This is a genomic window from Actinoplanes sp. NPDC020271 (assembly GCF_044388125.1).
GTDB lineage: Bacteria > Actinomycetota > Actinomycetes > Mycobacteriales > Micromonosporaceae > Actinoplanes.
The window spans coordinates 135,342-161,019 of record NZ_JBIRWQ010000007.1; the positions used below are offsets into that span (position 1 = coordinate 135,342).

Annotated in this window: 22 protein-coding genes; 5 read left to right on the plus strand and 17 right to left on the minus strand. The window is 70.4% G+C overall.

Features of this window, described 5'->3' with window-relative positions:
- Positions 1–17 precede the first annotated feature (17 nt).
- From ACH442_RS17955 to ACH442_RS17970, 4 genes are all read left to right on the plus strand, one after another.
- A complete protein-coding gene (locus tag ACH442_RS17955) occupies positions 18–1,442 on the plus strand; it encodes an aldehyde dehydrogenase family protein (RefSeq protein WP_396339142.1) in 1,425 nt (474 codons plus the stop codon).
- Between the two features lie 55 nt (positions 1,443–1,497).
- Entirely contained in the window at positions 1,498–2,304 is an 807-nt protein-coding gene (locus ACH442_RS17960; RefSeq protein WP_396339369.1) for an aldehyde dehydrogenase family protein, read from the plus strand.
- Positions 2,305–2,416: 112 nt separating this feature from the next.
- Positions 2,417–3,304, plus strand: a complete 888-nt coding sequence (locus ACH442_RS17965) for a DNA primase (protein WP_396339143.1) — start codon at positions 2,417–2,419, stop codon at positions 3,302–3,304.
- 64 nt (positions 3,305–3,368) lie between these two features.
- A complete protein-coding gene (locus ACH442_RS17970; protein ID WP_396339144.1) occupies positions 3,369–5,738 on the plus strand; it encodes a transposase in 2,370 nt (789 codons plus the stop codon).
- 726 nt (positions 5,739–6,464) lie between these two features.
- Here ACH442_RS17970 and ACH442_RS17975 read toward each other — a convergent pair.
- From ACH442_RS17975 to ACH442_RS17995, 5 genes are all read right to left on the minus strand, one after another.
- On the minus strand, positions 6,465–7,055 hold the full coding sequence (locus ACH442_RS17975) for an ATP/GTP-binding protein (RefSeq protein WP_043512997.1): 591 nt from the start codon (positions 7,053–7,055) through the stop codon (positions 6,465–6,467).
- A gap of 1 nt (position 7,056) precedes the next feature.
- Positions 7,057–7,437, minus strand: coding sequence for a DUF742 domain-containing protein (locus tag ACH442_RS17980; RefSeq protein ID WP_396339370.1), 381 nt, complete (start codon positions 7,435–7,437; stop codon positions 7,057–7,059).
- 89 nt (positions 7,438–7,526) lie between these two features.
- Positions 7,527–7,931, minus strand: a complete 405-nt coding sequence (locus tag ACH442_RS17985; protein WP_014447580.1) for a roadblock/LC7 domain-containing protein — start codon at positions 7,929–7,931, stop codon at positions 7,527–7,529.
- Entirely contained in the window at positions 7,928–11,449 is a 3,522-nt protein-coding gene (locus ACH442_RS17990) for a nitrate- and nitrite sensing domain-containing protein (protein WP_396339145.1), read from the minus strand. The genes ACH442_RS17985 and ACH442_RS17990 overlap by 4 nt, the downstream gene beginning before the upstream one ends.
- 451 nt (positions 11,450–11,900) lie before the next feature.
- Entirely contained in the window at positions 11,901–13,019 is a 1,119-nt protein-coding gene (locus tag ACH442_RS17995; RefSeq protein WP_396339146.1) for an adenosine deaminase, read from the minus strand.
- 26 nt (positions 13,020–13,045) lie between these two features.
- On the opposite strand from ACH442_RS17995, the gene ACH442_RS18000 reads away from it, so the two are divergent.
- Positions 13,046–13,897, plus strand: coding sequence for a putative RNA methyltransferase (locus ACH442_RS18000; protein WP_396339147.1), 852 nt, complete (start codon positions 13,046–13,048; stop codon positions 13,895–13,897).
- Positions 13,898–13,903: 6 nt separating this feature from the next.
- Here ACH442_RS18000 and ACH442_RS18005 read toward each other — a convergent pair whose 3' ends face one another.
- The 12 genes from ACH442_RS18005 to trpS all read right to left on the minus strand — a co-directional run bounded on the left by ACH442_RS18005 (position 13,904) and on the right by trpS (position 25,572).
- Complete coding sequence (locus ACH442_RS18005) at positions 13,904–14,584, minus strand: DUF4272 domain-containing protein (RefSeq protein WP_396339148.1); 681 nt, start codon at positions 14,582–14,584, stop codon at positions 13,904–13,906.
- Positions 14,585–14,590: 6 nt separating this feature from the next.
- Entirely contained in the window at positions 14,591–15,868 is a 1,278-nt protein-coding gene (locus ACH442_RS18010) for a thymidine phosphorylase (RefSeq protein WP_396339149.1), read from the minus strand.
- 73 nt (positions 15,869–15,941) lie between these two features.
- Positions 15,942–16,658, minus strand: a complete 717-nt coding sequence (locus ACH442_RS18015) for a cytidine deaminase (protein ID WP_396339150.1) — start codon at positions 16,656–16,658, stop codon at positions 15,942–15,944.
- Positions 16,659–16,739: 81 nt separating this feature from the next.
- Positions 16,740–18,008: an ABC transporter permease gene (locus ACH442_RS18020; protein ID WP_396339151.1), complete on the minus strand. Its 1,269-nt coding sequence runs from the start codon at positions 18,006–18,008 to the stop codon at positions 16,740–16,742.
- 4 nt (positions 18,009–18,012) lie between these two features.
- Positions 18,013–19,269 (minus strand): ABC transporter permease, encoded by a 1,257-nt coding sequence (locus tag ACH442_RS18025; RefSeq protein WP_396339152.1) that lies wholly within the window; start codon positions 19,267–19,269, stop codon positions 18,013–18,015.
- The gene (locus tag ACH442_RS18030; RefSeq protein ID WP_396339153.1) at positions 19,266–20,867 is read right to left on the minus strand and encodes an ABC transporter ATP-binding protein; all 1,602 of its coding nucleotides are present in this window, start codon (positions 20,865–20,867) and stop codon (positions 19,266–19,268) included. The genes ACH442_RS18025 and ACH442_RS18030 overlap by 4 nt, the downstream gene beginning before the upstream one ends.
- A gap of 50 nt (positions 20,868–20,917) precedes the next feature.
- Positions 20,918–22,012, minus strand: coding sequence for a BMP family protein (locus ACH442_RS18035; RefSeq protein ID WP_396339154.1), 1,095 nt, complete (start codon positions 22,010–22,012; stop codon positions 20,918–20,920).
- Positions 22,013–22,418: 406 nt separating this feature from the next.
- A complete protein-coding gene (locus ACH442_RS18040) occupies positions 22,419–22,652 on the minus strand; it encodes an SCO4848 family membrane protein (protein ID WP_396339155.1) in 234 nt (77 codons plus the stop codon).
- Positions 22,653–22,674: 22 nt separating this feature from the next.
- Positions 22,675–23,061, minus strand: a complete 387-nt coding sequence (locus tag ACH442_RS18045; RefSeq protein ID WP_396339156.1) for a hypothetical protein — start codon at positions 23,059–23,061, stop codon at positions 22,675–22,677.
- An 8-nt stretch (positions 23,062–23,069) separates the two neighbouring features.
- Positions 23,070–23,990 carry a YihY/virulence factor BrkB family protein gene (locus ACH442_RS18050; RefSeq protein ID WP_396339157.1) on the minus strand — a complete coding sequence of 307 codons (921 nt, stop codon included), beginning with the start codon at positions 23,988–23,990 and terminating at the stop codon, positions 23,070–23,072.
- A 21-nt stretch (positions 23,991–24,011) separates the two neighbouring features.
- Positions 24,012–24,542 carry a 2'-5' RNA ligase family protein gene (locus tag ACH442_RS18055; protein ID WP_396339158.1) on the minus strand — a complete coding sequence of 177 codons (531 nt, stop codon included), beginning with the start codon at positions 24,540–24,542 and terminating at the stop codon, positions 24,012–24,014.
- 4 nt (positions 24,543–24,546) lie between these two features.
- Complete coding sequence (gene trpS, locus ACH442_RS18060; protein ID WP_396339159.1) at positions 24,547–25,572, minus strand: tryptophan--tRNA ligase; 1,026 nt, start codon at positions 25,570–25,572, stop codon at positions 24,547–24,549.
- Between the last annotated feature and the right edge of the window lie 106 nt (positions 25,573–25,678).

Sequence of the window (25,678 nt, forward strand, 5' to 3'; positions counted from 1 at the left end):
AGAAAATCGTGGTGAAAATGTTCGAATACGCACCGGCACCGGAATCGCGCTCCGTCGTCTCCATCGACTCCTCCTACGGCCTCTTCATCGACGGCTCCTTCGAGCAGGCCGGGGAGGGTGGCACGTTCAAGACGGTGAACCCCGCGTCCGAGGAGGTCCTGGCCGAGGTCGCGGCGGCCGGCCCGGAGGACGTGGACCGTGCCGTCGCGGCCGCCCGCCGCGCCTTCGGCCTCTGGTCGGCGCTGCCCGGCTCGGAACGGGCGAAGTACCTGTTCCGGATCGCCCGGATCATCCAGGAACGCTCCCGCGAGCTGGCCGTGCTGGAGTCGCTGGACAACGGCAAGCCGATCAGGGAGTCGCGCGACGTCGACCTGCCGCTGGTCGCCGCACACTTCTTCTACTACGCGGGCTGGGCCGACAAGCTGGCCTACGCGGGCTTCGGCCCCGACCCCCGTCCGATCGGTGTGGCCGGCCAGGTCATCCCGTGGAACTTCCCGCTGCTGATGCTGGCCTGGAAGGTCGCGCCCGCGCTGGCCACCGGCAACACCGTGGTGCTCAAGCCGGCCGAGACCACCCCGCTCTCCGCGCTCTTCTTCGCCGACGTCTGCCGTCAGGCCGAGCTGCCCCCGGGCGTGGTCAACATCGTCACCGGGGCCGGCGACACCGGGGCGTACCTGGTGGCCCACCCGGATGTGGACAAGGTCGCGTTCACCGGCTCCACCGAGGTCGGGCGGCAGATCGCGCGGACGGTGGCCGGCACCGGCAAGCGGCTGACCCTGGAACTCGGTGGCAAGGCGGCGAACATCGTCTTCGACGACGCCCCGATCGACCAGGCCGTCGAGGGGATCGTCAACGGGATCTTCTTCAACCAGGGGCACGTGTGCTGCGCCGGGTCGCGACTGCTCGTACAGGAATCAGTTCTTGATCTTTTCTTGGAGTCGTTGAAACGGCGGATGTCGACGCTGCGAGTCGGTGATCCGCTGGACAAGAACACCGACATCGGCGCGATCAACTCCGCCGCCCAGCTTGCCCGTATTACGGAATTGTCGGAAATCGGGGCGTCGGAGGGCGCCGAGCGCTGGTCACCCGCCTGCGAGCTGCCCGACCGTGGCTTCTGGTTCGCTCCGACGATCTTCACCGGCGTGACCCAGGCCCACCGGATCGCCCGCGAGGAGATCTTCGGCCCGGTTCTGTCCGTGCTCACGTTCCGCACCCCGGCCGAGGCGATCGAAAAGGCCAACAACACGCCGTACGGGTTGTCCGCCGGCATCTGGACCGAGAAGGGCTCCCGCATCCTCGCCGTCGCCGACAAGCTGCGCGCCGGGGTGGTCTGGGCCAACACGTTCAACAAGTTCGACCCGGCGTCGCCGTTCGGCGGCTACAAGGAGTCCGGCTACGGACGCGAGGGTGGCCGGCACGGCCTGGAGGCGTACCTTGCCTAAGACATCGAAGGTCACGTCGGCGGAGCCGGCTCGGGTGGCGGAGTCCGGGGCACCCATGCGTCTCGCCGTCCGGAAGACCTACAAGCTCTACATCGGCGGCAAGTTCCCGCGCAGCGAGTCAGGACGGACGTTCGTGGCAGACGGCGACAACGTGGCCCTCGCCTCCCGCAAGGACGCCCGCGACGCGGTCGTCGCGGCCCGCGCCGCGCAACCCGGGTGGGCCGGGGCCACGGCGTACAACCGGGGTCAGGTCCTCTATCGGATCGCCGAGATGCTGGAATCGCGGCGGGACGAGTTCACCGCGCTCGGGGCGCCGGCCGCCGAGCTGGACGCCGCGATCGACCGCTGGGTCTGGTACGCGGGGTGGTCCGACAAGATCGCCCAGGTCGCCGGCGGGGCCAACCCGGTGGCCGGCCCGTTCTTCAACATCTCCGCGCCCGAGCCGACCGGCGTCGTCGCGATCGTCGCCCCGGCCGGTCTGCTCGGCCTGGTCAGTGTCATCGCCCCGGCGATCGTCACCGGCAACACCGCGGTGGTGCTCGCGGCCGGTCCGCAGATCGCGATCACCCTGGCCGAGATCCTCGCCACCTCCGACGTGCCCGGTGGCGTGGTCAACATCCTCACCGGGAAGTACGCCGAGACCGCCCCCTGGCTGGCCGCGCACGCCGACGTCAACGCGCTCGACCTGACCGGTGTCGAGCACGGTGAACTGGCCGCCGAGCTGGAACGGGCCGCGGCCGGGACACTGAAGCGGGTGCTGCGGCCGCGAGCGGGTGGAATGGACTTCACCGCCGACCCCGGGCTCAAGCCGATGACCGCGCTGCTGGAGACGAAGACCGTCTGGCATCCGAAGGGTTATTGACGACGCGCGTGGATCGGGAGGGGACGGGGCCGCTGTCACACAGCGTTGCGGACTAGGGTATGTGCCGGTAGTCACCCGTCCCGCCCAACCCAGATCAACCCGGAGGTCAACCGTGACCAGCCAGTCCGACGAGCCCGAGGCGTCCGCGCCGGTGGCCGAGAAGTCCTCGACGGAAGGACTCAACGGGCGTGAGCTCTGGGAGCAGGTTCGCGTCGAGCCGATCGAGGTCGCACTCCCGGGTGGCGTCGGCCTGACGCTCCGGGCGTACCGGAAGGTGTCCGAGCTGACCCCGACCGAACTCGAGGTCGAGGAAGAGGACCCGTTCGACTCCCGCAAGCGCGCTGCCCTCGACGAGGACGGTGAGGAGGGCATCATCGTCGACGAGGAGTACGAGGCGCTCCTCGCCGACGACGAGAACGAGGACGAGGAGACCGACGCCGACGGCGAGAAGAAGTCCGGCGGAAAAGCCGATGCCGACGCCGAGTCGGAGGAGGTGAAGGACCAGCCGGACGACGAGGAAGTACCCATGTTCCTCAGTCACAAGGGCCGCCTGCTCGCCTTCAAGAACGCCGAAGCGCTGGTCTCCTTCATTCGTTCGGGTGCTCCCCACGATCTCGCACAATTGGACACCTGGGGTGACCTCGCGGAGCGGGTACAGTCGAGCGACATCGACCCGCTGCCGGAGGAGCGCTACGAACTCGACCTCGTGGTGGAGAACCTGCGCGGCGGACACGACACGTGGGATCTGCCCCTGCTCATCGCCGCCGGAGAGGTGGCCCGGGATCTCGGGTACGCACTCCGGCTCAAGCCGGTGATCCTGGCGCTGTCGCCCGGCTCCCCGCTCGATGACCTCGACGAGTCCCTCCGTGCCGCGGAAAACGGTGGCATGGGTGGTTTCTTCGGCCGTCGCCGGCTGAAGAAAATCGGGGCACAACAGGCGAGTCTCGGCTGGCGTTCGGTGATCGGCAAGATCTCTGCTGCTGTGGACTGGCGTGACTGACCGATTACCAGGGAACATCAGTCCTTGGCCACAGAGAAGCACTCCCGGGGAGGAGGACGACGCCGTGGCGCTCGTGCGCGTGTACTGCGGTCTGGCGTCGGCTGATGATTCGGTGCGTTCGGCCTCGGCCGCTCCGCTGACCATCGCCGTGGTGGACGACGCAGGCCGGTTGCTCGGCGTCCACGAGATCAGCGACGACCCGGCCGGTTACGCCTTGCTGGGAACGCTGCTCGTGGAACGGACGACGGGGTTCGGCGACGCGGCCGTGGCCGCCGACAGTGACGACCACGTCGTCACGTCGCTGCTCACCGCCGCCGGCCGGCCACTGGTCGTGGTCGACGACGACGACGCCGACGACTTCGCCGAGCGCTTCTCGGACGACGACTCCCCGGAGGAGATCTCGGCCCCGGCCGCCGCCCGCCGCGCCATCGGGCTCGCCCGGGCGTTGCAGGCCGGCGCGATCGCCGCGGTCAACCTGCCCGCCCCGCGCGAGCTGGTCAGCTACAAGCCGGTCCTGGCCGCTCACGTGGCCATGCTCGCCGGGCGGAACTCGGCCGCGGTCGCGCTCCGCGAGGTGCTGCGCGAGCTCTACCCGGCCGCTCTGCGGGCCTACCCGGACCCGGCGCACCCGCTGGCCATGGCCGTCCTCGACGCGATCCCCGAGCCCGGCCGGCTGACCGGCCGTGGCGGCGACCCCGAGCAGACCGCTCAGGAGGTCGCCACCGAGCTCACCCGCGCCGGCGCCGGCACCGAGGACCAGGTGATCGCCACGGTCACCGCCCTGCAGGTGGCGATCAGCGAGTCGCCGCGCCGAGGCGGGGTCAACAAATCGCTGGCCCCGGCCGCCGCCGAAGCGGTCCGGCACGCCATTGCCGCCGTCCGCACCTGCGACGCCGCCTGCGCCGCCCTGGTCGGCACGCTCGCTGCCCGGGCCTCCAGCCCGGCCACCGAGCCGAACGTCGGCCGTCGCGCCGGTCGCCGGGCCGCTGAGCCGACCCCGGCCGCGCCGGCCGCCGTCAGCAGCGACCTCGGTTCCCGGTTCAGCCGTCGCAACCGCCCCGAGCCCCTGGTGGCCGGGCTCGGTGGCCCGGCCGTGCCGCAGCCGATGAACGCACCCCCGGTCGCGCCGGACCCGATCGCCCCGCCGCCGGTCGCACCGGCCGCCGCCAACGGGCTTCCCGGCCGGATCAGCAGCACACCGGGCAACCGTCCGGTGTCGGTGCCACCGCCCCCGCCGGGCATGACACCGATAACGCCGGGCACCCGCCCGGTGCCGGGCACCCGCACGCCGGCCGCCCCGTCGTCCCCCGCCGCGCGGAACCCGATCTCCCCCGCCGCGCGAAACCCGATCTCCCCCGCGGCGCGGAACCCGATCTCCCCGGCCGCGCGGAACCCGGTCTCTTCCGGTGGCCTGCCCAGCAGCCCGGCCGACGCGGGCGAGCCGTTCCGGCCCACGCTCACCAACGCCGAGCTCAACCGGGCCCGGGCCGAACGGGGACGCACCGTCATCCCGTCCCGGCCCAGCACCCGCCCGGCCGCGAGCACCCCCGCCGCGACCAACGGCGCCTCCACCGGCCCGACCGACTTCTCCCTGCCGATGCCCACGCAGCGGCCCGCGGAGGAGACACCGGAACCCGGTTCCCGCGCCAACTGGCCGCTGCTCAACACCGGCGACGACAGCGCGCTCCCGCAGCGCTCGGCCGCCGCCTCGGTGAGCGGGGCGGGCTCCTCCGTCAGCGGGGCGGGCTCCTCCGTCAGCGGGGCCGGCTCCGACGGACGTGTCCGGCCGCCGTGGCAGGACATGCCGAAGGAACCGCCGGCACTGCACCTGGTGGACACGCCGCTCAACGGTTCCCGGGGCAAGGCGCCCGGGATCGACCAGCTCGGCGACCCGCCGTCACTGCGGCTGATCGACGGCGGTGCCCGCACCATGCCGGTCGAAGACCTGCCACCCCGGATCACCCCGCTGGACCGCAGCAGCACGCCGCCGGTCCCGGCCGACGGCAGCGACGGCGACCTGCTGATCTTCGCCGCCGCCCGGTCCGCCTGGTTCACCGGCGGCCCCAGCGGCGACACCGGCACCGACTGGGCCAACCCGAACGACAGCGGCTGGCGTGCCGCGCAGAAAGCGGCCACCCCGGCCGTCGCCGCGGAGACGTCGGCCGGCCTGCCCAAGCGCGTCCCCCAGGCGAACCTGGTGCCCGGCACCACCGTCCGGGAGGAACGTCCGCTGCGGATCGTCCGGGACGCGGCGTCGATCGCCGCGCACACCACCGGATACTTCCGCGGCTGGCGGCGCGGGCAGGAGATCGGCGGCTTCGCGATGGGTGGGCGGCCCGGGCGCGAGGCGGCCGGCGGGTGGGACTTCACCCGGGACGGGCAGCCTGCCGACGAGTACCGGAACAACGGGGCAGGGTACAGCGGGAATCGCTGAGATTCGTCCTGGGACGGCCGTGGCCCTTCGGGGTCGCGGCCGTTTCGCTGTCCGGCGCTCGCTTGTCCCAGCGGCTCGGGCTTCCACGTGGTGCCGCTCGCCGAAGCACCGGCATCGACCACCAGCCACCGCCACCAGCCACGGTCACCAGCCACCGCCACGGCCACGGCCACCAGCCACGGCCACCAGCCACGGCCACCAGCCACCGCCACGGCCACGGCCACGGCCACCCGGATGCTCGCCGGCCGGCGCTCCGCCACGGTCCAGCCGACACTCACCGCCTACCGAGCGCGAGCCGCTCGCTGGCCGGCCCCGCTCCCGCCGGCCCAGCCGCCGCCCCGCCCGGCTCAGGTTCTGTCGACGGCGCTGGTCCCGGCTGGCTGCCAGAGGTACACCAACCCACCCCAGGCACCCATGAGCCCCGGCCGAAGCAGCCCAGCCGGCTCCCAGGGGTGCACAACGCGTTCTGGAACAGCCCTCAGCACAAGCCGGCTGCACGCGGCTGACCGCCAGAGATGCATCAGCACCGCCCATACACCGCTCAGCGCAAGCCGACCGGACTTGGCCGGCTGTCGGGGGTGTATTCAGCGGGTATTGGCCGGGCGGGGCGGCGTGAATGCTTTCGGCTGGTGGTTACTCAACGTCGTTGATCGGCTGCGCGGAAAACCCGGCCGAAGACGCGCAGAAGCCCCGCTCCGACTATCGGAGCGGGGCTTCAACCGTTCGTCAGGCGGGCGCTACCGCGCGCGTGCGACGCATCGTCAGCACATACTCCACGAGGGAGATGAGGACGTTCTTCGTCGACTCACGGTTGCGGGCGTCGCAGCTCACCACCGGCACGTCGCTCGAGATCGCCAGAGCGTCCCGAACGTCCTGCGGGTTGTGGTACTGCATCCCGTCGAAACAGTTGATCGCCACCAGGTACGGCAGGCGACGGTGTTCGAAGAAGTCGATGGCGGCGAAGCAGTCGGCAAGCCGACGCGTGTCCACCATGACCACCGCACCGATCGCGCCCCGGACCAGCTCGTCCCACATGAACCAGAACCGCGTCTGGCCAGGCGTGCCGAACAGGTACAGGATCAGGTCACGATCGATACTGATCCGGCCGAAGTCCATGGCGACCGTGGTGGTCATCTTTCCCGGCACCTGCCGGTTGTCATCGACGCCCACACCGGCCGAGGTCATGATCGCCTCGGTCGTCAGTGGGGTGATCTCCGAGACCGAGCCCACCAGCGTCGTCTTACCGACGCCGAAGCCACCGGCGATGACAATCTTCGCCGATGTCACGCGTCCGCCCGCAGCGGGACGTTGCGACATGTCAGAGCCTGCGAAGTCCACTCAGCACCCTTTCCAGCAGTTCCGTGCCTACCGCGTCGGTCTCGTCCTCTAGCGAGGTGGGCTCGTACACCGCGAGCAGGCCATCGTGGGCCATGTCCGCGACGATCACCCGTGCCACACCGAGCGGCAGTTGCATGCGTGCGGCGATTTCGGCGAGTGATTGAACTCGACCGTTGTCGCACATCGCCGCGATGTACTGATGCTCGCTTCCACCCTGCCCGCCGCGGATCATTCCGGAGCGGCCGCGCACGGTTGTCTCGACCAGCGCTTCCAGCGCTATCTCAAGCTTCGGCCGGGTTCGACCACGGGTTACGGCATACGGTCTTACCAGCGCGCCGGTCGGCTCATCGCGTTCAGGCATCGTCACCGTCAACCCCTCCCTCGGCCCCTCGAAGTGTATTGGTTTTCAAGTTTCTGGACAGTAGCCGGATGGGCCGGCTCACTGCGCCTTCAGCCCAGCACCCCGGCCGCAGACCGCGGCGCGGGGGTCAGCGCCTCGCCGACGCGGTCGACCAGGAGGGCCATTTCGTAGCCGACCTGACCGACGTCGCAGCTCCGAGCCGCGAGCACCGCGAACGAAGAGCCATCGGAGATGGACATCAGGAACAGGAACCCATTGTCCATCTCCACAACCGTCTGCAGAACAGCGCCGCCCTCGAAGCAGCGCGCAGCGCCCTGGGTCAGGCTGACCAGGCCGGACGCGATGGCGGCCAGCTGGTCAGCGCGGTCCCGGGGGAGGTCCCGCGAGGCCGCCAGGAGCAGGCCGTCGGCGGAGACCGCGATCGCGTGCGCGACCCCGGGAACGCGGTCAGCAAAGTTGGCGAGGAGCCAACCGAGATCCTGCGTAGATGTCATGCCTCATGCTCCTTGCCAGCCTGCGAGGGCTGCTGCCCTCCCGGAGTCTCCTCCGGGTTGGTCGATTGTTCCTTGGTGCGACCGCGCGCGACACCCCGGTGGTACGCGGACAGGAGACCGCGGACCCCCTCGGGCGTACGGCGCTGGACGGAGTTCTCGCTCCGGTCAACACCGCCGGGGACGAGTTGCGCCATCGGCGTGCGCTTGGGGAGGCCCGCCGTGGTGGTCGTGTCGATGGTGACTTCGGACGCCTTGCGAGCCGCCGACCAGCCGTCGTCAGCCGCGGTGCGCCACGGGTTGGTGCCCGCCGCGCCGCCGCCGTACGAGCCGGCACCGGCCGCCGAGGCGCCCGCACCGACTGTGGCGGTGTCCAGCGCGCGGGCCTCCGGGGAGACCGCCTGCTGGGGCACGCCGGCGTTACGGGTCGGCTCGCCGGTCGGGATCCGCTGGGAGACGACCGCTTCCTCACCGGTGCCGATCACTGCCGGACCGGACGACGCCGCCTGGGTCGTGGTGAACCAGGCCGATTCGAGCTCCCGGAAGATCGGCAGCTCCATCGTCTCGTCGGCGAACGGCACCGCACCCTCGCGGGCGGAGGAGATCTGGGCCGCCGCGGTCGCCTGGTCGGCAGCGGGGCTGCTGACCGGGGCCACCGAGGAGTCGTACGCCGGCGGGGCCGACGCGGGCAGCGACGCCAGCGGCGGGTTGACCGGGCGGGCCACCTCGGGGTGCGGCTCGGCGTTCTCCGGGCGGTAGCGCGGGATCTCGGCGGTCATGTCGAGCGCCGCGGCCAGATTCTCCGGGACGTGCGGCGTCTCGCGGTCACCGGCGACCGGCGGCCAGGCCGGCGGGGCCGACGCGAACGAGGTCGGCGCGGCCGAGATCGGCGCGGCGGAGACCGGCGGCGCGGACGGCACCGGCGGTGCCGAGGTCACCGGCGGGGCCGATGGCACGGGCGGCGCGGAGACCGGCGGAGCGAACTGGTTGCGGCCCTGCGTTTCCGGGGTCGCCGGCAGCTGGCGCGGGATGGTCGGGCCGAAGCCGTTGAGATCCCCGTCGGGCCGCGGGTAGTCGTTGCCGTTGCGGCGCTGGGCGAGCTCGTCGAGACCGGCGAAGCCCTGCGGGCCGGGGCTGGCCGGACCGGAGCTGACCGGGCCGGACGGCAGCGGCGGGAGCGGCTCGTTGCTGCGGGGGCCGAAGCCACCGCTGGGCGCGCCGTTGAAGCCGTTGGCCGAGCCGTTGTTGCCGAGACCGCCACCGAAGCCGTTCGCGCCGAGCCCACCGCCGAAGCCGTTGGACCCACCACCGAAGCCGTTGGACCCGCCGCCGAACCCGTTGGAGGGTGCGGCACCGGTCAGGTCGGACCAGGCCGGGACGGAACCGTTCGACCCGTTGGCGCCCGGGTATCCACCGCGGCCGCTCTCCAGGGCGAGCGGCTCGCCGAAGGACGGCATCGCGGCCGGCGGCGCGTCGTAACCACCCGGCATACGGCCGGGAGTACCAGTGGCCAGGACGGAGATGGGCAGACCCACCTCAGCGACAGTACCCCGCTCGCGGTCGGCCGGGCGGAGCTCGACGCGGACGCCGTGCCGGTTCGCCAGCCGGGCGACCACGACCAGGCCCATCATCCGGGAGACGGCGACGTCCACCGTCGGCGGGTTGGCCAGGCGCTCGTTCAGGTCACGAAGCTGCTCGCGGCTGATGCCGATGCCGTGGTCCTCCACGCTGAGCACCGCGTTCTCGCCGACCCGGCGGGCCTCCACCAGAACGTTGGAGTTCGGCGGGGAGAAGGCGGTCGCGTTGTCGAACAGCTCGGCGACCAGGTGGACCATGTCGTTGACGGCGTGCGCCGACACCTCGATGTCCCGGTCGATAACGCCGAACTCGATCCGGGTGTAGTGCTCGACCTCGGACTGCGCGGCGCGCAGCACGTCGATCAGAGCGGCCGGCTCGCGCTGCACACGGGTGGAGTCGGCGCCCGCGAGAACCAGGAGGTTCTCGTCGTTACGCCGCATTCGGGTGGCCAGGTGGTCGAGCTGGAAGAGCTCGGCCAGCCGGTCCGGGTCCTCCTCGCCGCGCTCCAGCCGGTCCAGGTGACCGATGAGCCGGTCGACCAGGATCTGCGAACGGCGGGCGAGGTTGACGAACATGGTCGCGACGGAGGCCCGCAGGGCGGCCTGCTCGGCCGCGGTCCGCACGGCTTCCAGGTGGACCGCGTTGAACGCCTCGGTCACCTGCCCGAACTCGTCCCGGCTGCGCACCGGGAGAGGCTCGGCGATCTGGTCGGCGACCTGGGCCGGGGTGAGCGACGCGGAGAGCGCCGGGTCACGCAGCCGGGAAACCGCGTGCGGCAGACCGAACTGGGCGACCGCGAGCGCACCCTGCCGCAGCTCACGCAGCGAGCGGGCCATCGATCGGGCGACCAACCACGCGAAGAGGATGGCCAGCAGGAGCATGCCGAGCAGGACGCTGGTCTCGACGAAGACCGTGCGGTTCGTCGTGTTCCGGTTGTCCGTCGCCTCGACGACGATGCTCTTGTCCAGGTTCTGCTCGACCCCGCGGAACGTGTCGTCGTAGTCGGCGAGCGCCTTGTCCCAGCCGTCGACGGTCAGGGGGAGCGACGAGATGTCGGTGCCCGAGGTGGCCAGCAGCGGGGTGATCAGGTTGCCGGCGGCGCGGGCGGCGTCGTTGTTCTGCGTGCCCTTGTCGAACTGCGCGTCCTCACCGTTGGTGGCGACCGCCGTGAGGTTGCCCTTGGCCAGGTTGAAACCGGTCTGGGCGGTGAGCAGAGCCTGCCGCAGCGACGCGCTGAGGTTGCCGGTGCCGACGACTTCGAGACCGAGGTACCGCTGCTGGGACACGTAGTCCTTGGCGCGGGCGACCTCGGCCACCGCCCGGAGGTGGTCACTGAGCGCGGTGTTGTTGGTCTGCTGGGCGGCGGCGTCACGCACGCTCAGGAGGTCGTTGATCAGCGTGTTGTACGTCGTCTCGACCGTCGAGACGGCCTCGGCCGGGCCGTCCTTCTTGGTGACCTTGCTCCGGTACGTCGAGAGGTCGCTGAGGTTGTTGTCCAGCCGGGAGAGCATCAGGGTGACGCGCTCCGGCTGACTCTCGACCGCCGAGCGCTGCTGCGCGTAGTTCCGGATGGCCGCGTCGACCTTGGTGTGGACGCCGTTGTACTTCGGGGTCGCTGTCTTCGCGATCGCCGCGTTCGGCTTGCCGCCGATCGTGGTGTCGGAGGCGGCAGCGATCTCGATCGCGTACGCCCTCTCGTCCTGGAGCTGGTCGGCGAGGCCACCTGCGGCCTCGGCCAGCACCGCGAGCGTCCGCGTGTTCTCTGCGGTGTCAGCTTCGTCGATGTGCTCGACCAGACCGTTGACGCCGACGATGATCGTCGCGACGGTCGGCACGAGCATGATCAGACCAAGCTTGGACCAGATGGGTAGGTCTCGCAGCCGACCCGTAGGTCGACGCAGACGCGACATGACGCCGTCCGCCTCACTTGGGCGCTTGCTCACGTCACCGTCCTCCTGATTCGGGCCCGGCATTCGGCTCGCCGGGCACCGCGCACGGCCGACTCGCCGGGTCGGGCCCCCGAGATTCCATCACGACGAGTGTCAAAGAGAAAGAGCATGCGGACACGGACCGGTTGTGTGACGCGATGTTGCAACGTCGCAGTTGGACATCGCCGGTCTGAAATCACTACCCGTAGAGGTGCATGTATCTCAAGGTCACTCGAACGCGGTCGGCGCGGCTTTGGGGGGTGGGTGCTGGCCGACGGGTCAGATCGTAGTCGATCGCGACAGGAGAACCATGGCTCGGTTGACCCGCGATCGGCAAGGCAAGATGCCGGATTATGCCAAGTTTGTAGGCGGGAGTGTAGCCGAACGGTGGAGCCGGGGATCCAGACAGGTAATTTCGTCTGCCGTACGTATGCCCCGATCCAGAAAAAGCGTGATAAGCCCGACTTCAGCCGATCAACTTGGCATACGCCGGCTTGATCACCTCATTGATCAGGACCAGCCGCTCGTCGTACGGGATGAAGGCCGACTTCATCGCGTTGATGGTCAACCACTGCAACTCCGCCCACCCCCACCCGAAGGCCTCGATCAGCAGACTCATCTCGCGGCTCATCGACGTACCGCTCATCAGCCGGTTGTCGGTGTTGACCGTGACCCGGAAGCGGAGATCGTGCAGCAGCTTGATCGGATGGGCGGAGATCGACTCGGCCGCGCCGGTCTGCACGTTGGAGGAGGGGCAGAGTTCCAGCGGGATGCGCTTGTCCCGCACGTACGCCGCGAGCCGCCCCAGCACCGGCGGGGCCGCGTGGGTCCCCCCGGTCGCCGTCACCGTGCTCGGCCCGTCCACCACGGTGATGTCGTCGATCAGCCGGACGCCGTGCCCGAGCCGGTCGGCGCCGCACCACTGGATGGCCTCCCAGATCGACGGTAGGCCGAACGCCTCGCCCGCGTGGATCGTGAAGTGGAAGTTCTCCCGCTGCAGGTACTCGAAGGCGTCCAGGTGCCGGGTGGGCGGGAAACCGGCCTCGGCCCCGGCGATGTCGAAACCGACCACCCCGGCGTCGCGGAACCGCACCGAGAGCTCGGCGATCTCCTGCGAGCGGGCCGCGTGCCGCATCGCGGTGAGCAGCGTGCCGATCCGGATGGGGGTGCCGGCAGCGGCCGCTTCGGCGCAGCCCTCGCGGAACCCGGCCTCGACCGTCTCGACCACCTGGTCCAGCGTGAGACCGCGCTCCAGGTGCTGCTCCGGCGCATACCGGACCTCGGCGTAGACGACGCCGTCGGCGGCCAGGTCGAGCGCGCACTCCTTGGCCACCCGGTGCAGGCCCTCGACGGTCTGCATCACCGCGACGGTGTGCGCGAACGTCTCCAGGTACCGTTCCAGCGAGCCCGAGTCGGCGGCGGCGACGAACCACTCGCCCAGCCGCGCCGGGTCGGTCTCCGGCAGCTCGTGGCCCACCGCGGCGGCCAGCTCCACGATCGTGGCCGGCCGCAGTCCGCCGTCCAGATGGTCGTGCAGCAGAGCCTTGGGAGCCTTGACGATGTCCGAGTGCGCGATGCCAGCCATCAGGGAAGCGTAAGGGGAAGAGCCGAATGATCGATGGCGCATTGCCGTACTTGCGATGCCCGGTGTGTCGACAGCCACTCGGACGGCACGTTCGCAGCCTTCGCTGCCCCGCGGGTCACAACTTCGACATGGCCAGACAGGGCTACGCCGACCTGAGCGCCGGGCGCCTGCCGCACACCGGTGACAGCGCGGAGATGATCGCCGACCGGGCCGGTTTCCTGGCCGCCGGTCACTACGCCTTCATCGCCGAGGCGCTCGCCCACGCGGCTCAGGATCCCGAGGACCAAGATCCGATCACGGTACGGCGGGAAGCGCGCGACCAGGCATTGGTCCTCGATGCGGGCACCGGCACCGGCGACTACCTCGCCCACGTCCTCGGTCACGTCCCCACCGCTGTCGGCCTGGGCCTGGACGTGTCGAAACCGGCCCTGCGACGGGCCGCGAAAGCCCACCCGCGCGCCGCCGCGGTGCTGACCGACCTGTGGCGCCCGCTCCCGGTCACGGACTCCTCGGCCGCCGTGATCCTGAACGTCTTCGCCCCGCGCAACGGCCCCGAGTTCGCCCGGGTGCTGCGCCCGGACGGCCGGCTGCTCGTGGTCACCCCGGCCGCCGACCACCTGGCCGAGCTGGTCACCGCGCACGGCCTGATCCAGGTGGACCCGGACAAGGCGGCCCGGGTCGGCGGAACTCTCGACGAACACTTCCGGCCACTCGGCGCGACCACCCTGCGCCACGAGATGCGCCTGACCGCCACCGAGGTCCGCACCCTGATCGGGATGACCCCGAGCGCCCGGCACGTGGCGGTCGGCGACCTGCCCGCACGTGACGTGACGGTCACCGCGGCGGTGGTGCTCACCACGTACGGGAAAAGGGCCTGAAGGCTTTCAGACCGAGAGGTCGACTTCTTCCCATTCCGGGGGCTTGTCGTGGTAGGGGCCGTGGAAGACGACCGCCCACTCCAGGGCCCACCGCCGCTGGCCGATCGCGTTGCTGTCCACCTCGCCGGGCAGCGGGCGGCCGGCCTGCTCGGCCTCCTGGTACGCCCAGTCCAGGCAGTAGTAGAGGTCGAGCAGCACCGCCGCCTCGGCCGCGTCCCGGACCGCGACCAGCGACCGGGACCGCCAGCGGCCGAAGGTCTCACCCGCCGGCAGGTCCGGCATCTGGCTCATCAGGTGGTCGTCGGGCGGCACGGTCGGGTCCAGGTGCCGCCCGAGCCCGAGCAGGTAGGCCAGCGCGAAGACCGCGTCGTGGTGCAGCACGAACGAGCGGTGGTCGCCCTTGGCCCCGATGACGAACTGCCACTCCGGCGGGGTGACCAGCTCGACCAGGTGCGACGCGAGCAGCCAGCTCATCGCCGCCTCGGTCGGCATCCCGAAACAGCGGGCCACCACCACGTGCAGCACCGCGGCCCGTGCCTCGAGCTCGGCCACCGGGCGCAGCTCGACCGTGTCACCCAGCTCCCACACCAGCGGGAACGAGGGCGGCGGCAACGGCAGGCCCAGCCTGTCCAACTCGTCCAGGCTGGCCTCGCGAACCGCGCGTGGATCGGGAGCGGCCTTCGTCATGGTGCGTCAGGCTATGCGGTCGAGCAGAAGCCCGGCCGAGGTGGGGGCATCGGTCCCGATCATGATCGCCGCGACCGCGTCGGCCCGGGCCGACGCGATCCGGGACTCGTCGTCCGTGCGCAGCTCGAGCAGCACGTCACCGGCCTTGACCCGGTCGCCCGGCTTGACCTTGAGCTGCACGCCGGCGCCGAAGCTGACCGGGTCCTCCTTGCGGGCCCGGCCGGCGCCGAGCCGCCAGGCCGCCACCCCGATGCCGAACGCGTCCATGGTGGTCACCACGCCGTCCGTCTCGGCCCGCAGCACCTCGGTGTGCCGGGCCGTGGGCAGCGCCGCGTCCGGGTCGCCGCCCTGCGCCCGGATCATCGCCTTCCAGGAGTCCATCGCCGCGCCCGAGGCCAGCACCTTCTCCGGGTCCGCGTCGACGCCGGCCGCGGCCAGCATCTCCCGGGCCAGGGCCAGGGTCAGCTCGACGACGTCGGACGGGCCGCCACCGGCCAGCACCTCGACCGACTCGGCGACCTCGTTGGCGTTGCCGACGGCCAGGCCGAGCGGCGTGCTCATGTCGGTGAGCAGGGCGACCGTGGTGACCCCGCTGTCCTTGCCGAGCTGGACCATGGTCCGGGCCAGCTCCTGCGCCTGCGCGAGGTCCTTCATGAACGCGCCCGAGCCGACCTTGACATCCAGGACCAGCGCGCCGGTGCCCTCGGCGATCTTCTTGCTCATGATCGAGCTGGCGATCAGCGGGATCGCCTCGACCGTGCCGGTCACGTCCCGCAGGGCGTAGAGCTTGCGGTCGGCCGGGGCCAGGCCCTCGCCCGCCGCGCAGATCACGCCGCCGACGTCCTGCAGCTGGGCGATGAACTCCTGGTTGCTCAGCCGCGCCCGCCAGCCGGGGATCGACTCCAGCTTGTCCAGGGTGCCGCCGGTGTGGCCCAGGCCGCGGCCGGAGAGCTGCGGGACGGCCACGCCGCACGCCGCGACCAGCGGGGTCAGCGGCAGCGTGATCTTGTCGCCGACGCCGCCGGTGGAGTGCTTGTCAGCGGTCGGCCGGGACACCGCGGAAAGGTCCAGCCGCTCACCGCTGGCGATCATCGCGGCGGTCCAGCGGGCGATCTCGGCCGGGGTCATGCCGCGCAGCAGGATCGCCATGGCCAGGGCGGACATCTGCTCGTCGGCGACGACACCCGTGGTGTAGGCGTCGACCACCCAGTCGATCTGCTCGTCGGAGAGCGTGTGCCCGTCCCGCTTGGCCCGGATGACGTCGACCGCAGCGATCCCGCTCATGCCGCCACCTCCGCTTCGCTCCGGCGCCGGCATGAGCCGATGACTGAGTTCGATGATTCACTCGCAAGCTCGCTCATGCCTGTTCCTCTTTCCAGCGCTGCGGAATACCGTCCGGCAGCTCGCCCTCGCCCGCCCAGGACAGACCGCCCTCGGCGTCCACCACCACGACCCGCGGACTGCGGACCAGGCCCCAGGCCACCGCGCCGGAGGCGGCCGGGAAGTTCGGCCCCTCCTCCAGGATGCCCTTGTCCTCGCCAGTGCCCGGGGCGCCCGACGAACGCTCCCAGTAACCGGTCCAGATCGTCTCACCACCGGACAGGTCCGGGTGCACGAAGACCGTGCCGCGGCCGCGCCACTTGGCCAGCTCGGCCGGGACCTCCGGGCCGCCGGCCGGGCCGGTGACCTTCTCCATGTCGACCCAGCCGAACGCCTGCGGCAGCAACTCGTCCATCCGCAGCGGCCGGGGCAGCGCCTCGACCAGCATGTCCGGGCCGCCGTGCTCCCACAGGATCTGGCGGCAGCGCCCGCACGGCATCAGCGGGGCGCCGGTCGCATCCACGCAGGACATCGCGACCAGCTTGCCGCCGCCGGTGGCGTGCAGCGAGCCGACCATGCCGCACTCGGCGCACAGGGTCATGCCGAGGGACGCGTTCTCCACGTTGCAGCCGACCACGACCCGGCCGTCGTCGACCAGGGCGGCCACGCCGACCGGGAAGTCGGACGCGGGCACGTAGGCGTGCCGCATCACCTCGATGGCGGCTGCTCGTAGCGCCGCCCAGTCGATCTCCATGATCTCAATTCTGCCTGACTGTCAGGTCCACGAACGAAAGATGCCCGGGCCAGGCCCGGGCATCTGACGTACACGGAAATCTCAACTCTTGATGTACGGGACGCCGTCCGCGGCCGGCGCACGCACGCGGCCGACCAGCCCGGCCACCGCGATGATCGTCGCCAGGTACGGCAGCATGCTCAGGAACTGGTTCGGCACCGGGCTGTTGATCGCGCTCAGGTAGAACGCCAGCTTCTGCGCGAAGCCGAAGAACAGCGCCGCCCCGAACGCCCCGAACGGCGTGTACCGCCCGAAGATCAGCGCGGCGAGGGCGATGAACCCGGCGCCGGCCGTCATGTTCTTGGTGAAGCTGCCGGTCGCCACCAGCGTGAAGTACGCCCCGCCCAGCCCCGCCACCACGCCGCCGAGCAGCACGTTCAGGTAGCGCAGGCCGCGCACCCGGATGCCGACGGTGTCGGCCGCGGTCGGGTGCTCGCCGACCGCCCGGGTCCGCAGGCCCCAGCGGGTCCGGTTCAGCCCGAAGTGGATGACCACGACCAGGATCAGCGCGATCCAGAGCAGCAGCGTGGCGTCGAAGAAGACCGGCCCGAGCACCGGGATGTCGGCCAGCCCGGGGAGCTTCCAGCTGGGCATCTGCGGCGGCGCGTTGTACTTGGCCGCGTCGGGCTGCATCAGCCGCTCGTAGAGGAAGCCGGTGATGCCGAGCGCGAACAGGTTCAGCACGATGCCGACCACGGTCTGGTCGACCAGGTAGCGGATCGAGAGCACGGCCAGGATCGCCGCGATGATCACACCGCCGACGGCCGCGCTGATCAGGCCGGCCCAGACGCTGCCGGCCATCGTGCCGATCAGGGCCCCGGCGAACGCGCCCATCAGGAACTGGCCCTCGATGGCCACGTTCACCACGCCGGAACGCTCACCGAGCACCCCGGCCAGCGCGCCCAGCACCAGCGGCAGGGCGAGGTCCATCGTGCCGCTGAGGGTGTCCTCCAGCGACATGAACTGACCGGCCACCTGCCAGCACAGGAACGACAGCACGAACGTCACGATGCCGATCACCAGCAGCGCGTTCGACCAGCGCTTGAGCAGCCCGGCGACGAGCAGCCCGCCGGCGAGCAGGGTCAGCCCGCCGAACAGCACGGCACCGAACTGGCCGTTGATCGAAAGCGCGGCCCCCGCGGCGTCCTGGGTGAGCGTGAACCGGGCGTCCTTGCTCGGCGCGAGCGAGCCGAACACCACGGCGGCCAGCGCGCCCAGCAGGATCAGGGCCACCCCGAAGCGGCGCTGACGGGTCCAGAACGGTTCCGGCGCGGCGACCTCGGTCGGCGCCTCCACAGTCGTGGTCGACATGTCCTCAGCCCTTCGCCGGAGAGACGCCGAGCCCGGCGGCGCGGGCGGCACGAAGTCGGAAGATCGCCTTCACCAGGGCGGGAGCGGCGATGAAAATGACGATCAGGGCCTGCAGCACGGTGACCAGCTCCAGCGAGATGCCGGTGAACGACTGCATCCGGTTGCCGCCGGCCCGCAGCGCGCCGAACAGCAGCGCGGCGAGCAAGGTGCCCCACGGACGGTTGCGGCCGAGCAGGGCCACCAGCAGGCCGTCGAAGCCGATGTTGCCGGCCACCGACGGGGTCAGCGCGTACGCCGTACCCAGCACCTGGGTCGCCCCGCCGAGCCCGGCCAGCGCCCCGGCGACCGCCATCAGCAGCGTGTACGTCTTGGCCACGCTGATCCCGGCGGTCTTCGCGGCGTGCGGGTTGGAGCCGACCGCGCGCAGCTCGAAGCCGAACGCCGACCGGTTGAGCAGCCACGCCACCCCGGCCGTGACCAGCACCGCGAGCACGATGCCCAGGTGCACCCGGAGCACGCCGCCGAACGAGGGCAGCTTGGCCGACTCGGCCACCACCTTGCTGATCGCGTCGGTACGGCCGGGCTGCTGGACGCCCTTCTGGATGACCAGCCAGGCCAGGAAGAGCCCGGCGGTGTAGTTCAGCATGATCGTGGTGATCACCTCGTGGGCGCCGGTCCGGGCCTTGAGCAAGCCGGGCAGGAAACCCCAGAGCGCGCCGCCGAGGGCGCCGGCGACCAGCGCCACGATCAGGTTCAGCACCATCGGCAGGCCGAACGTGAAGCCGGCCACCCCGGCCGCGATGCAACCGAGCACCGCCTGGCCCTGGGCGCCGATGTTGAACAGGCCGCCGCGGAACGCCAGCGAGACCGCCAGGCCGGTGAAGACCAGCGGGGCGGCGTAGGTCAGCGTCTCGGAGAGCGGGGCGAACGCGTCCTGCCAGGCGCCGGTGCCGGAGAACCAGGCGTTGAACGCCTCCGGGTCGCCGAGCGCACCCTTGAGCAGGTCGGAGTAGGCCGAGCTGATCAGCGTCCAGCTGGCGTCGAGCGCGTCGGCGGGCCGGGCCGTGAAGTAGCCGAACTTGGCCAGCACCGTCGAGTCGGAGACCACGATCAGCACCGCGCCGATCACCACGGCCAGCACGATCGACAGCACCGTGACGGTCACGCTGTTCGACGACCAGAGGTTGCGCAGGAAGACGTTGAGGAACGTCTCCTTCTCGGCCGGCGCCTCTTCCTTCGGTTTGGTCGCTTCGGCGGTCACTTCTTCTCCTCGTTGCCGCCGGTGATGCCGGCCATCAGCAGGCCGATCTCCTCGCGGGGGGTGTCCGGCGAGACGACGGCCAGGATCCGCCCGCGGTACATCACCGCGATCCGGTCGGCGAGCCCGACCACCTCGTCGAGCTCGCTGGAGACCACCAGCACCGCGGTGCCCTGGTCACGCTCGTGGACGATCTGCTTGTGGATGAACTCGATCGAGCCGACGTCCACCCCGCGGGTCGGCTGGGAGGCGATGAACAGCCGCAGCGGGCGGGACATCTCCCGGGCGATGACCACCTTCTGCTGGTTGCCGCCGGAGAGCGTGCCGACCGCGGACTCGGCCGACTGGGTACGGATGTCGAACTGCTCGACCCGCTCCTTGGCGTTCCCGGCGATCTTGCCGATGTCCAGGCGGAACGCGTTGCCGAAGGGCTCCCGGTCGTACATGTCGAGGATCAGGTTCTCGGCGACGCTGAACTCCTTGACCACGCCGTCGTGGCTGCGGTCCTCGGGGACGTAGCCGACTCCGGAGCGCAGGATCTTCTTGGTGCTCATCCCGGCCAGGTCCTCGTTGTCGAGCTCGACCTTGCCGGCGCGCACCTCGCGCAGCCCCATGATCGCCTCGACCAGCTCGGTCTGCCCGTTGCCCTGCACACCGGCGATGCCCAGCACCTCGCCGGCCCGGACCTCGAGGTCCACGCCGTCGACCGCGCGGATCCCCCGGTCGTCGTCGACGACCAGACCGGCGACCTGCAGCACGGCCCGCCCCGGCTCGGCCGGGCTCTTCTCCACCTCGAGGCTGACCGCGCGGCCGACCATCAGGGCGGCCAGCTCGTCCTCGCTGGTGTCCGGGCTGGCGGTGCCGACGATCTTGCCGCGGCGGACCACGGTGATCCGGTCGGCGATCGCCTTGACCTCTTTGAGCTTGTGGGTGATGAAGACGATCGACTTGCCCATCTCGGTGAGCGAGCGCATCACCGCGAGCAGTTCGTCGGTCTCCTGCGGGGTGAGCACGGCGGTCGGCTCGTCCAGGATCAGCAGGTCGACGTCACGGGTCAGCGCCTTGACGATCTCGACCCGCTGCTGGGCGCCGACCGGCAGGTCCTCGATCAGGGCGTCCGGGTCGACCGGCAGGCCGAACTTCTTCGAGGTCTCGATCACCTCGCGGCGGGCGCGACGGCGGTCCAGCCAGCCCAGCGGGCCACCGCGGGTCTCCTCGGCGCCGAGCGCGATGTTCTCCGCCACGGTGAAGACCGGGACCAGCATGAAGTGCTGATGGACCATGCCGATGCCGGCCGCGATCGCGTCCCGGGGGCTGCGGAAGATCTTGGGCTCGTCGTTGACGACGATCTGTCCCTCGTCCGGCTGCAGCAGGCCGTAGAGCTGGTTCATCAGGGTCGACTTGCCGGCGCCGTTCTCGCCCAGCAGGGCGTGCACCTCGCCGGGTTCGACGGTGATGTCGATGTGGTCGTTGGCCACCAGGTCGCCGAAGCGCTTGGTGATGCCGCGCAGTTCCAGTTTCAGCGGAATCTCCCGAGTCTCGGTGCTGGTCCTGGTGGGGGGGGAGGTGTGACGGTCTAACGCGAGCCGCCGCTCGGTCACAGGCTGGGAAACCCGTGACCGCGCGGCGGCCGAATGCTACTACCCGTGGATCACTTGGGCGCGCTGGCCGAGTCCACCGGGACGGTACCAGCGATGATGTCCTTCTTCAGCTGCTCGATCTCGGTCTTGAGAGTCCCGTCGACCTTGCTGTCGAACTGGTTGTACGGCGCGAGGCCGACACCGTCGTTCTCCAGGGTGCCGATGTAGCCCGGGGTGGCCGAGAGCTTGTCGCCCTTGGCGCCCTTGACCACGGACTCCTTGACGGCCTCCTCGACGTTCTTGACGACCGTGCTGAGGAAGACGTCACAGTACTGCGCGGCCGACTTGCAGCCGTCCTGGTCGACCCAGATGACCGAGACCTTGCCGGACGAGTCCTTGGCGACCTGCGCGGTGCCCAGGCCGGTGCCGCCGGCGACCGGCAGGATCACGTCGGCACCCTGCGAGACCAGGGTCTGGGTGATCGTCTTGCCCTTGTTCTGGTCGATGAAGCTGTCGGCGAAGGTGCCGTTCTGCTTCGCCTTGTCCCAGCCCAGGACGGTGACGGTCTTGCCCTTCTTCTGGTTGTAGTAGGCGACGCCGTCGGCGAAGCCGTCCATGAAGATGGTGACCGGGGCGATCTTCAGGCCACCGTAGGTGCCGACCTTGCCGGACTTCGAGTAGCCCGCGGCGAGGTAACCGGCCAGGAACGCGGCCTGGTGGGTGGCGAACTGCATCGGGTAGACGTTGGCGCCCGAGCTGCCGCTGTCCACGATGGCGAACTGCGAGCCGGCGCTCTCGGTCGCGACCTTCTTGGTGGCGTCGCCCATCAGGCCGCCGACGGCCAGGATGTAGTCGCACTTCTGGGTCACGAAGTTGCGCAGGCCCGGCTCGTAGTCGGCCTCGGAGGAGGAGGAGACGTACTTCGGGTCGATGTTGCTGGCCTCGGCCTTGGCGGCCTGGATGCCGGCCCAGGCGGAGGCGTTGAACGACTTGTCGTCGATGCCACCGGTGTCGGTGACCATGCAGGCCTTGTAGGCCGCGGCGGCGGCGGAGCTGCCACTCGCGGTCGGGGTGTCAGCCGGAGCGTCGCCACAAGCGGCGGCCGCGAGCGTCAGCCCACCTGCCGCGAGAATCGCCACGATCCGCTTCCCACGTACTGGGCGCAAGACGCCCTCCTTCCACTGCTCACCGACACTCTCGGTAAGTCTCAGGTCGGCAGCGTAACTGCGGGCCATGTGGTCGTCAGGCGTTCGGTACGGACTGTTGGCGCACCGTTATCGCGCCGCAATCACCAGGGATTTTGCCTGCCGCTTTAGGTGGGTTCCCAGTGGAATTGCCCGGTCGCCGTGTAACCGGAGATTAATCTTCGCCGACGGCAACCCCGTTTGGTCACGGTTCGCTTCGGGTGCGGTCACCTTTTGGTCACGGCGGCCTTCCGGCGCCGGGTCACAACCATTTGCGCGTACGTCGTGAGCCCGCTCTTCCGCGTCCGACCCGTCACGCTTCCCGCGCCGCGCCGCGACGCGCCACGCCCACTTCCCGCGCCGCGCCACGTCCTCTTTCCGCGGTGCGTCACACCTTCGCCCGGGCGGCCCGCCAGGCCCGGATGCCGAGGACGCCCACGGTCGTGCCGATGGCCAGCGACGCCGCGATCAGCACCGCGTGCACCCAGAGGAACGCGGTCGGCGTCCCGCCGTCGAACGAGCGCTCGTCCTTGTAGATCGCGACCGCGAAGCGGGGCCAGATCACCCACGTCCACACGCCGACCGCCGTCAGGAACACTGCCCACCGTCGTGTGATCACCACGGCGACGAGTATCGCAGCGTGCTCAGCGGCTCAGCCGGGCGGCTATCCGGCGCCACCCGTCGTGCACCTGCGACGGGTCCGGAGTGGGCGGGGGCGGGCCGCCGATGCCCTGCTCGGCGAGGAGTTCGTCGGCGGGGGCGGTGTCGCCGTCGGCCATCGCCCGGGCCGCCTCGATCTCCTTGCGGATCGCGTCCGCGCCGTCCAGCGGGAACATCGGCTCGACCACGGCCATCAGCTCGTCGTCGGCGACCACGGCCCGGGCGAGGGCGATCGCGTGGTCCCGCTCGTACGGACCGCAGACGACCGGATCCCAGTCCTCCCGGTCGCCCAGGGAACCGATGGTGATCACCCACGGCGCGTCGGTCAGCGGCGAGCCGGGCGGCAGATGGAGAGTGACGAGAGTGCCCACGCGAGACATCATCGCGGGCGGGCGTCCCGGATCCAGAGGTTTTGTCCCACGGGAGCGGTTTTGTCGTCAGCTGAGATGTCCACCACACGCCCGTGCGGGCTGGTCGCCGCCCAGGCCGCCCCGAAGAGCAGGAGCTGGTGGAAGACGTACAGGTAAACCAGTGCACCCACGGCCGAGCCGACCAGTCCGTACGCCGGATTGCGCTCGACCATCGCGACGAACGACTTGCCCACGGTGTTGAGCAGCATCAGTCCGATCCCGACCTGCAGCACCGGCGGGGCCATCCGCCGCGCGGTCATCCGCAACCGCGGCACCGCGGCCAGCAGCGCCGCCGCCAGCAGCATGTTCACCCCGAGCGTGAGGATCAGGCTGACCACCGCCAGGGTGCGCTGGAACCCGCCGTCGGCCAGCCAGTCCAGCAGCTGCTCCAGGCCGTAGACGGCCGCCTGGGTCAGCGCCAGCAGGATCAGGACGCCGACCAGCACGCACAGGTCGACGGCCTGCCGGACACCGAAGTAGCCGGGCTGCTCACGGACCCGCCAGATGTGCCGCTGCGAGGAACGGATCGCCTCGACCCAGCCGATGCCGGTGAAGGTCAGGCCGAGGATGCCGACGATCCCGACGGTCTTCTTGCTGTCCAGGATGGCCTGCACGTCCAGGAACGGCAGGTTCTGCCGGAGGAAGTCGTGCACCAGGTCGAACAGCTGGGTGTTGCTGGTCAGCAGGAACCCGAAGATCGAGTAACCGATCAGCAGCAGCGCGAACACGGCGAAGAAACCGTAATACGCGCTGGCCGCGGCGAGCCGGCCGCCCTGGACGCTGTCGTAGCGCAGCAGCGCCCGGCACAGGTGGTCGAAATAGCGGGAGCGGTACCGCACCGCCATGATCCGGGCCGCGACCGCGTCATACGCCCGATCGATAGGGTTCACCGCGCGACCGTAACCGAAAGATCAGCCGCCGAGCGGGAAGTCACGCCGTGGCCGCCACGGACCCTCGCCACCGTGCGAGAACAGCGTGAACGACGTGACCGGGAACTTGCAGGAGAAGCCGGCCAGGTCGTCGAAGACCGCGTCCAGCGCCTCCGGCGACACGTCCTGCGCGACCGTGACGTGCGGATGATACGGAAAGCGGCTGTCCCGGCGGATGTCGCCGGACCTGGTGATCGCCTCGGCGAGCAGCTCACACTCGCTGATACCCATCGCCAGGCTGACGAACACCACCTCGGTGACCGGCCGGAACGTCCCGGTCCCGCGCAGGTGGACGGTGAACGGCGGCTGGCCCGCGGCGACGGCTTCCAGGTGCTTCTCCACCGCGGGCAGCGCCCCGGTGTCCACCTCGGTCGGCCCGAGCAGCGTGACGTGCGCCGGCGTCCAGGCGGCCTGCGGGTCGCCGGCCTCCGCGCGCCGGCGCGTCAGCATCGCCCCCCAGGGCTCCGGGATGTCGATCGCCACGCCGATGCGTGTCCGGGAGGGATCGCCCACGGTCTCAGACCCCGCGGGCGGGGCTGAGGAAACCCACGTTCTTGTACGTCTTGGCGAGCGTCACCGAGGCCACGGCCCGCGCCTTCTCCGCGCCGACGGCCAGGATCTTGTCGAGCTGCGCCTTGTCGTCCAGGTACATCTTGGTCTTTTCCTGGATCGGCTTGACGAACTCGACCAGCACCTCGGCGAGGTCCTTCTTGAGGTCGCCGTAGCCGCGCCCGTCGTACTGCTCGAGCAGCTCGTCGATGGTGCGCGTGGTGAGCGCCGCATACATGGTCAGCAGGTTGCTGATGCCGGGCTTGTTCACCTCGTCGTAGAGGATCTCGCGGCCGGTGTCGGTGACCGCCGACCTGATCTTCTTGGCCGAGCGGGCCGGGTCGTCCAGCAGCTCGATGATGCCGTTGGGCGATGACGCCGACTTGGACATCTTGATCGTCGGGTCCTGCAGGTCGGTGATCTTCGCGGTGTCCTTGACGATGTACGCCGAAGGCATCGTGAACGTGGACGCGAACCGGGTGTTGAAGCGCTGCGCCAGGTCGCGGGTCAGCTCCAGGTGCTGCCGCTGGTCCTCGCCGACCGGGACCTGGTCGGCCTGGTAGAGCAGGATGTCGGCGGCCTGCAGGATCGGGTAGGTGAACAGCCCGACGGTCGTGCTGTCCTGCCCGGCCTTGGTCGACTTGTCCTTGAACTGGACCATCCGGCCGGCCTCGCCGAAGCCGGTGATGCAGCTGAGCACCCAGGCGAGCTGCGCGTGCTCGGGCACGTGGGACTGGACGAAGAGCGTGCAGCGCTCCGGGTCCAGGCCGACGGCGAGCAACTGCGCGACGGATACCCGAGTACGGTTACGGAGCACAGCGGGATCGTGACCCATAGTGATCGCATGCAGGTCGACGACCATGTAGAACGCGTCATGGGTGTCCTGCATCGCCACCCAGTTGCGCACCGCGCCCAGATAGTTGCCGAGGTGGAAGGAGTCGGCAGTCGGCTGGATGCCGGAGAGCACTCGCGGGCGGCGGGCAACGTCGGACATGAGGGCCATTGTGTCAGTCTCGAACCGGGAACCGAAAACCCCCTCGCCACCGCCGAGGGATGTTCGAACCTGTTGACTTATGAGCGCTTCCGAGTGATTCTATGAT

Excerpts from the sequence above, each read along its gene's own strand:
- ACH442_RS17955 (WP_396339142.1), top strand. The coding sequence starts at position 18 with ATGTTCGAATACGCACCGGCACCGGAATCGCGCTCCGTCGTCTCCATC.
- ACH442_RS17960 (WP_396339369.1), top strand. The coding sequence starts at position 1,498 with ATGCGTCTCGCCGTCCGGAAGACCTACAAGCTCTACATCGGCGGCAAG.
- ACH442_RS17975 (WP_043512997.1), bottom strand. The coding sequence starts at position 7,055 with ATGTCGCAACGTCCCGCTGCGGGCGGACGCGTGACATCGGCGAAGATT.
- ACH442_RS17980 (WP_396339370.1), bottom strand. The coding sequence starts at position 7,437 with ATGCCTGAACGCGATGAGCCGACCGGCGCGCTGGTAAGACCGTATGCC.
- ACH442_RS17985 (WP_014447580.1), bottom strand. The coding sequence starts at position 7,931 with ATGACATCTACGCAGGATCTCGGTTGGCTCCTCGCCAACTTTGCTGAC.
- ACH442_RS17995 (WP_396339146.1), bottom strand. The coding sequence starts at position 13,019 with ATGGCTGGCATCGCGCACTCGGACATCGTCAAGGCTCCCAAGGCTCTG.
- ACH442_RS18000 (WP_396339147.1), top strand. The coding sequence starts at position 13,046 with ATGATCGATGGCGCATTGCCGTACTTGCGATGCCCGGTGTGTCGACAG.
- ACH442_RS18005 (WP_396339148.1), bottom strand. The coding sequence starts at position 14,584 with ATGACGAAGGCCGCTCCCGATCCACGCGCGGTTCGCGAGGCCAGCCTG.
- ACH442_RS18010 (WP_396339149.1), bottom strand. The coding sequence starts at position 15,868 with ATGAGCGGGATCGCTGCGGTCGACGTCATCCGGGCCAAGCGGGACGGG.
- ACH442_RS18015 (WP_396339150.1), bottom strand. The coding sequence starts at position 16,658 with ATGGAGATCGACTGGGCGGCGCTACGAGCAGCCGCCATCGAGGTGATG.
- ACH442_RS18020 (WP_396339151.1), bottom strand. The coding sequence starts at position 18,008 with ATGTCGACCACGACTGTGGAGGCGCCGACCGAGGTCGCCGCGCCGGAA.
- trpS (WP_396339159.1), bottom strand. The coding sequence starts at position 25,572 with ATGTCCGACGTTGCCCGCCGCCCGCGAGTGCTCTCCGGCATCCAGCCG.